Annotated in this window: 8 protein-coding genes; 5 read left to right on the top strand and 3 right to left on the bottom strand. The window is 47.5% G+C overall.

All coding sequences use genetic code 11. The annotated features are described in order from the left end of the window. Nucleotides 1–2,085, top strand: a 2,085-nt coding sequence (gene psaB / locus AM228_RS28370; protein WP_054470369.1) for a photosystem I core protein PsaB, incomplete at its 5' end; no start/stop codon positions are given. A gap of 72 nt (nucleotides 2,086–2,157) precedes the next feature. Here the strand turns inward: psaB and AM228_RS36530 are convergent. Further along, the gene (locus AM228_RS36530) at nucleotides 2,158–2,280 is read right to left on the bottom strand and encodes a hypothetical protein (protein ID WP_255353287.1); all 123 of its coding nucleotides are present in this window, start codon (nucleotides 2,278–2,280) and stop codon (nucleotides 2,158–2,160) included. Here AM228_RS36530 and AM228_RS36525 point away from each other — a divergent pair. After that, a complete protein-coding gene (locus AM228_RS36525) occupies nucleotides 2,273–2,398 on the top strand; it encodes a hypothetical protein (RefSeq protein WP_255353286.1) in 126 nt (41 codons plus the stop codon). The two genes, AM228_RS36530 and AM228_RS36525, sit on opposite strands and share 8 nt — an antisense overlap. Nucleotides 2,399–2,709: 311 nt before the next feature. On the opposite strand, the gene AM228_RS28360 is transcribed toward AM228_RS36525, so the two are convergent. Next, complete coding sequence (locus AM228_RS28360; RefSeq protein WP_054470364.1) at nucleotides 2,710–2,826, bottom strand: photosystem I reaction center subunit VIII; 117 nt, start codon at nucleotides 2,824–2,826, stop codon at nucleotides 2,710–2,712. A 149-nt stretch (nucleotides 2,827–2,975) separates the two neighbouring features. After that, the gene (locus tag AM228_RS28355) at nucleotides 2,976–3,458 is read right to left on the bottom strand and encodes a photosystem I reaction center protein subunit XI (RefSeq protein ID WP_054470362.1); all 483 of its coding nucleotides are present in this window, start codon (nucleotides 3,456–3,458) and stop codon (nucleotides 2,976–2,978) included. A 147-nt stretch (nucleotides 3,459–3,605) separates the two neighbouring features. On the opposite strand from AM228_RS28355, the gene AM228_RS28350 reads away from it, so the two are divergent. The 3 genes from AM228_RS28350 to AM228_RS37105 form a co-directional block, all read left to right on the top strand. Then, nucleotides 3,606–3,854, top strand: a complete 249-nt coding sequence (locus AM228_RS28350) for a hypothetical protein (protein WP_054470360.1) — start codon at nucleotides 3,606–3,608, stop codon at nucleotides 3,852–3,854. A 66-nt stretch (nucleotides 3,855–3,920) separates the two neighbouring features. After that, nucleotides 3,921–5,021 carry an SGNH/GDSL hydrolase family protein gene (locus tag AM228_RS28345; RefSeq protein WP_054470358.1) on the top strand — a complete coding sequence of 367 codons (1,101 nt, stop codon included), beginning with the start codon at nucleotides 3,921–3,923 and terminating at the stop codon, nucleotides 5,019–5,021. 133 nt (nucleotides 5,022–5,154) lie between these two features. Then, nucleotides 5,155–5,305 (top strand): hypothetical protein (locus AM228_RS37105; RefSeq protein WP_156332120.1); only part of this gene is annotated, 151 nt, incomplete at its 3' end.

The raw sequence follows: 5,305 nt of genomic DNA, 5'->3' as shown, positions 1-5,305 counted from the left end.
CAAAAGATTTTTGCCTCGCACTTTGGCCACTTGGCAATCATATTTCTGTGGACATCGGGCAACCTGTTCCATGTCGCTTGGCAAGGAAATTTCCCACAGTGGGTCAAAGATCCACTGAATGTCAAACCGATCGCCCACGCGATTTGGGATCCGCAATTCGGTCAACCGGCAGTGGATGCGTTCACCCAAGCGGGAGCATCATCACCAGTAAACATCGCCTATTCCGGGGTGTACCACTGGTGGTACACCATCGGGATGCGGACAAATGGGGATCTGTACCAAGGAGCGATCTTCCTGCTAATCCTGGCATCACTGATGCTGTTTGCAGGCTGGCTGCACTTGCAACCGAAATTCCGTCCGTCCTTATCGTGGTTTAAAAACGCAGAATCGCGGCTGAACCACCACCTGGCAGGACTATTCGGGGTGAGTTCCTTGGCATGGACAGGACACTTAGTTCACGTGGCGATTCCCGAATCACGGGGAGTCCATGTGGGCTGGGATAACTTCCTGAGCGTGAAGCCACACCCAGCGGGGTTAGCGCCATTCTTTACCGGCAACTGGGGCGTGTACGCACAAAACCCAGACACCGCAGGCCATTTATTTGGCACGGCAACCGGAGCGGGAGAAGCGATCTTAACCTTCGTGGGCGGATTTCATCCCCAAACCCAGTCGTTGTGGTTGACGGATATGGCGCACCACCATTTGGCGATCGCGGTGTTATTCATCATCGCCGGCCATATGTACCGCACCAACTTCGGCATCGGTCACAGCATTAAAGAAATCCTGGAAGCGCACAAGCCCCCATCCGGGAAACTGGGTGATGGCCATAAGGGAATGTATGACACGGTAAACAATTCCCTGCATTTCCAATTGGGTCTGGCCCTGGCTTGCTTAGGTGTGATTACCTCCTTGGTGGCACAGCATATGTACTCCCTGCCGCCTTATGCGTTCTTGGCGCAGGACTACACCACCCAAGCGGCGCTGTACACTCACCACCAATACATCGCAGGATTCTTGATGGTGGGAGCATTTGCTCACGGAGCAATCTTCTTAGTGCGGGACTATGACCCGGAAGCCAACAAAAACAATGTGTTGGCCCGGATGCTCGAACACAAAGAAGCCTTAATTTCGCACTTATCCTGGGTGTCGCTGTTCTTGGGTTTCCATACCCTGGGACTGTACGTTCACAACGACGTGGTGGTAGCCTTTGGCACCCCAGAAAAGCAAATCCTGATTGAACCAGTGTTTGCACAATGGATTCAAGCGGCTCACGGCAAAGCCCTCTACGGTTTTGATGTGCTGCTGTCCAACCCAGATAGCCTCGCCGCTACCGCATGGCCAAATTACGGCGATGTGTGGCTGCCCGGTTGGTTGGATGCAATTAATGCGGGAACCAATTCTCTGTTCTTAACCATTGGACCGGGAGATTTCTTGGTCCACCATGCGATCGCCCTGGGTCTGCACACCACCACCTTGATTTTGGTCAAAGGTGCCCTGGATGCACGGGGATCCAAGCTGATGCCGGATAAGAAAGACTTCGGATACAGCTTCCCTTGCGACGGCCCCGGTCGTGGCGGTACTTGCGACATCTCCGCCTGGGATTCCTTCTACCTGGCTATGTTCTGGATGCTCAACACCCTAGGGTGGTTGACCTTCTACTGGCACTGGAAGCACCTAGCCTTGTGGCAAGGAAACGTGGCCCAGTTCAACGAATCCTCCACCTATTTAATGGGATGGTTCCGGGATTATCTGTGGTTAAACTCTTCCCAGTTAATCAACGGATACAACCCCTACGGGACGAACAACCTGTCCGTGTGGGCTTGGATGTTCTTATTCGGACACCTGGTCTGGGCAACGGGTTTCATGTTCCTGATTAGCTGGCGCGGTTACTGGCAAGAGTTGATTGAAACTCTGGTCTGGGCCCACGAGCGCACTCCGTTAGCCAACTTGGTTCGCTGGAAAGACAAGCCGGTGGCTCTGAGCATTGTTCAAGCTCGCTTGGTCGGTCTGGCTCACTTCACCGTGGGTTATGTCCTCACCTATGCCGCCTTCTTGATTGCTTCTACCGCAGGCAAGTTCGGTTGATCAACGCTTCTCGTTGCTAGTTAAGCAAACATAACTAAAAAAATCCCCTGCCTCCGGGCGGGGGATTTTTTTTTAGAGATAAATTAAACCGGATTTAGTATTAGGCCAAATAAGTAGCCAAATAAGTATAGCAGCGGTTTTCTTTCTTACTAAACCACCAGCGGGCAAAGAAGGCAGGTAGGGGCGAATGGCCATTCGCCCCTACCATCTTTATAAGCATCAAATGCCGGAATGTTTCGCCCCTACAGATATTTGTGGTTTATTTGCGGAGAAAATTGCTGTAAGCCAAATAAAATTTTGGTCATCCTACTGATTTTTTTATCTTTTTTTGATGGCTATATCTATGTAGAGGCGGTCATGTATTTAGAGGCGCAAGCAGCCCCCTCAGCATTGTATCAACCACAACAGAAAAGCCCTGTAAATGGTCAATTAATTGGTTACACAAAATTCAACAATTATTGCTAAAATTATGAGATTAATTTGGGCGCAAGCATTGGGGGCATAATGTGGCCTTGTTAATTAAAAATGCTATTAATTGGTCAATTAAAAATCCCCTGCCTCTAGGCAGGGGATTTTTTGCTTAATGGTATGAGAGCGAAGAAAACGAAGAAGATGAGACTAGAATTAAGCCTCTTTTTCGATTTCAATAAATAAGAGTCCCATGACTACTAGAGGCATCACCCAGCAGGTTAAGGGAATCATAATCCAAGGAAGGAATGAAGCTGCATAATCGCCGGTCATTTTGAATTCTCCTATCTAAGGTTGTAGTTCTACAAAACTGATGTCACCAACAGATTAGTAATCGGCATACCCAAATTTGGATACTTCGATCTTGTACTGCGAGCAATGCGAGTAATTTTTCCGGTGAAAATACCCGATTAATTACCCGATTAATTAAACAAACCTCGCATGATACCGTCTACAACGGCAAAGTTTTCCAGTAGGAAGTAGGCTACAAAAGCTCCACCCATACCACCAACAAAGAAGCCACCAGCTAACTGACTCCAGCCTTCACCAGTTTGTAAAGGATCTGCTCCTTCAGATGATTGTCCTTGGAAAGTAACCAGTCCGTGGATGCTCAGACAGACAGTGGCAATAAGAATCAAAGTGATCCCCGAAATTAATCCACCGAGATTGGCATAATCTGAATCCCGTAATGGACCCAAGATAACCCAAGGGCCAATGATAAAATAACCATGAGCCATGCCAATTTCCAGTCCCCGCAGTAAAGGAGATAGTCCCTTGCGGTAGGCAGGCAGATTACCGATGAAAGCGCGGGTAAAAGCAGAATCGCTAATCGGAGTTGAGAGATTGCCCACAAATGGATCTCCACCGTAGGGTTTAATCATCTCTATGTCTCTGGAATTGGCCATATTTATTTTTCCTCTCTATCTGAAAATCCTAAAAAGACCTTAAGCACATATTCTAATCATCGATAGGTTGCGTCGTTACAAAATTAGTTCTCAGCTTTAAAAAACTTCATTAAATTGGTCAAGGATACGGTCATTTTGTAACGATTTGTGAATTTTATTCAGGTTTTTGGGCAAATTAGTTTAATCAGACTGGCCGCAACGACCCATAAAGCAAGGATTAGTAAACAGTTGTGGACAGTGTATGGGACTGTGTGGGTATGCGATCGCCTTCTTGATGCTGTCATGGCATATACTCTCGCTTCTGGAAATCGCTGCAATGTTCTGCTGATGCTAGGAATGTTAATTTTTATGAAGCTCCTGGATGGGAAAAAGCGATCCAGATTAACGATTCATTAGTAAATATCCTGAAATTGGGCAACTGTGCTGGTGAAAGGTAAGCATCTGTGAGATGGAGTGATTCCTATGACTGTGCCATTTTTGCTGATTGCAGACCTATTAGCCAAACTACCTTCTGAACCGGCAACACCCCAAATCGAGTCAGAGAGTGCATCAGAACTATACAAGGCTGACGATGTTGCCATCGATGGAACCACTAATCAGATTTCCAGTAGAGATATTAGTCCTCCTGAATTGAGTTCGTTGTTGCCCGGATCCACAGATAGCTGGTCTAATCACTGGTTGCTCAATGATTCACCCCCAGAACTACCCCCTTTGGCTGGGATAGAAAAATATTTGCCATTACCACCTCCACCCTCTACACCAACGGTGCCTTCTCAGCCGCAGACCCATCTTCGGTATTCATCATTTACGATGAGTTATGTACCCACAACGCGCCCGATGCCGGTTTCCGGGCCACAACTCTATCATCAAAGATTGGCTGCCCTGAAAACCGGGCAAATATATACTCGTTTATCTGGGGAAAGTTTTTGGTCATCTTGGGCGAATGCCACTGAACAACCGACTTATGAACAGTGGAAAAGCCTTTTGGCAAATGAAGCGAGGGCGATCGCCTTTGGACAAGGTTCTAATCGCTTATCGGTGTTATTAGGTGACTCGATTACTCTGTGGTTTCCCCATGAACAACTGTCTCGGAATCGCTTGTGGTTGAATCAGGGGATTTCCGGCGATACCACCACGGGGATTTTAAATCGATTGTCGGCGCTTTTACCTACCCGACCGGATACGATCTATCTGATGGCGGGGATTAATGATTTACGGTGTGGGGAAACCGATGCGACTATTCTGGGGAATTTTCGCCAGATTATGCGTCGCTTACGGCAGCAACATCCCGATGCTCAGGTGGTAGTGCAATCAATTTTACCAACTCAGTTAATAGAAATTTCCAATGCTCGCATTCGTCACCTCAATCGTCGCATTGAGGCGATCGCCCAAGAAGAGGGAGCCCAGTATCTAGATGTCTACTCCCAGTTTATCGACGCTCAAGGTAATTTCCGCTCGGAATTAACCACTGATGGATTACATCTGAATGCCCAGGGTTATCAAGTGTGGCGATCGCAACTGCGGGATGCTGAAGCATCAATTGCTCTCTATCATCGACCTTAAAAAATCACCTGCTTAAAATTTCGCAACAAATTATGTCTTGAAATCTGTAACCAGAATCGCTATTGTGGACTTTAATAAAATAGTCCCAAGTCGATTAACTGCAATTAGACCCAAGCACAATTTAGAGCGCTTTATGGCAACAAAATTCCCCAAATTCAGCCAAGACCTGGCGGCAGATCCGACGACGCGGCGGATCTGGTACGGGATAGCCACAGCCCACGACTTTGAAAGCCATGATGGGATGACCGAGGAAAATCTGTACCAAAAGATTTTTGCCTCGCACT

Origin of the sequence: Planktothricoides sp. SR001, assembly GCF_001276715.1 — a bacterium.
In the GTDB taxonomy this organism is placed as follows: domain Bacteria; phylum Cyanobacteriota; class Cyanobacteriia; order Cyanobacteriales; family Laspinemataceae; genus Planktothricoides; species Planktothricoides raciborskii.
The sequence above is the reverse complement of the archived record's forward strand: the minus strand, read 5'-3'. Positions and strand labels throughout refer to the sequence as shown.